At 75.3% G+C, this 1,683-nt stretch carries 2 protein-coding genes; both read right to left on the bottom strand.

All coding sequences use genetic code 11. The features are described from left to right. A partial coding sequence (locus ACWDCZ_RS41105) for a beta-ketoacyl synthase N-terminal-like domain-containing protein (RefSeq protein ID WP_449818689.1) occupies positions 1–954 on the bottom strand: 954 nt, incomplete at its 3' end. Positions 955–977: 23 nt separating this feature from the next. After that, on the bottom strand, positions 978–1,683 hold a 706-nt coding region (locus ACWDCZ_RS41100), incomplete at its 5' end, for a phosphopantetheine-binding protein (RefSeq protein ID WP_449818688.1).

The raw sequence follows: 1,683 nt of genomic DNA, 5'->3' as shown, positions 1-1,683 counted from the left end.
CTCCTGCGAGGGGCCGTTCGGGGCGGTCAGGCCGTTGGACGCGCCGTCCTGGTTGACGGCCGAACCCCGGACCACGGCCAGCACCTCGTGCCCCAGCCGCCGGGCGTCCGACAGCCGCTCCAGCAGGAGGACCGCGACGCCCTCGGCGAGCCCGGTCCCGTCGGCGCCGTCCGCGTACGCCTTGCAGCGGCTGTCGCGCGCCAGGCCGCGCTGGGTGGCGAAGTCGACGAACACCTCCGGCGTGGCCATCACCGCGACCCCGCCGGCCAGGGCCAGCGTGCACTCGCCGTCGCGCAGCGCCTGCGCGGCCAGGTGGACGGCGACCAGGGAGGAGGAGCAGGCGGTGTCCACCGTCACCGACGGGCCTTCGAGACCCAGGGTGTAGGAGACCCGGCCGGAGGCGACGGAGCCCGAGTTCCCGATCCCGAAGTACCCCTCCAGGCCCTCCGGGAGGTTGAGCACGTGGTGCGCGTAGTCGTGGTACATAAGCCCCGCGTAGACGCCGACCGGCTGCCCCTTGAGCGAGGCCGGGTCGATGCCGGCCCGCTCCAGGGCCTCCCAGGAGGCCTCCAGCAGCAGCCGCTGCTGCGGGTCCGTCGCCAGCGCCTCACGCGGGGAGATCCCGAAGAGCGCGGCGTCGAAGCCGCCCGGGTCGGCGAGGAAGCCGCCCTCCTCGGCGTAGGTCTTCCCGGCGGCGTCCGGGTCGGGGTCGTACAGGCCGTCCACGTCCCACCCCCGGTCGCGGGGGAACGGGGCCATGGCGTCGGTGCCGTCGTGGACCAGGCGCCACAGGTCGGCCGGGGAGGCGACGCCGCCGGGCAGCCGGCAGGCCATCCCGACGATGGCGATCGGCTCGGTGCGCCGGGCCTCGACGTCGCGCAGGCGGCGCCTGGTCTGCTGGAGGTCGGCCGTGACGCGCTTGAGGTAGTCGCGCAGCTTGTCGTCGTTCGACATGGGGTTCTTCCTCGTATCCGTCATCAGGAAAGGCCGAGTTCGTTGTCGATCAGGTCGAAGAGCTCGTCGTCCGAGGCGGCGCCCAGGTCGACGCCCTCGGCCTCGGGCTCCTCGCCCGAGGCCGCCCAGCGGGCGGTGAGGGCCTCCAGCCGGGCGGCCACCTGGGCGCGCAGCCCGTCGGGCGCGCCGGCCGTCCCGGCCGTGGCCGCCAACGCCTGCTCCAGCCGGTCGAGTTCGAGCAGGACGGGCGGCACGGCCACCGAGCCCGCCAGGCCCAGCCGGTCCCGCAGGTGCTCGGCGACGGCGGCCGGGGTCGGGTGGTCGAAGACCAGGGTCGCCGGGAGCCGGACACCGGTGGCCTCGGTGAGGCTGGTACGGATCCGCAGCGAGGTCAGCGAGTCGAAGCCGACGTCCTTGAACGCCTGAGCGGGCTTCACCGTCTCGTCGATGCTCTGGCCGAGCACCTTGGCCGCGCTGGCCCGGACCAGGTCCAGGAGCAGCCGGAGCTGTTCGGCCTCGCCCACCGCGGAGAGCCTGCGGAACAGGACCTCACGGCCGTCGCCGGCCGGTGCCCCGGCGGTGGCGGCGGTGCGGCGGGGGGTGCGGACCAGGCCGCGCAGCAGCGGGTTCAGTTCGCCGCCCGCCGCCTGCCCGCGCAGCGCGTCGCGGTCCAGCCGGGTCGGGACCAGCAGCGCCTCCGGGGACCTCAGCGCGGCGTCGAACAGCGCC

This window comes from Kitasatospora sp. NPDC001225 (assembly GCF_053597855.1).
Note: the sequence above shows the minus strand (reverse complement) of the source record. Positions and strands in the feature narration are given on the sequence as shown.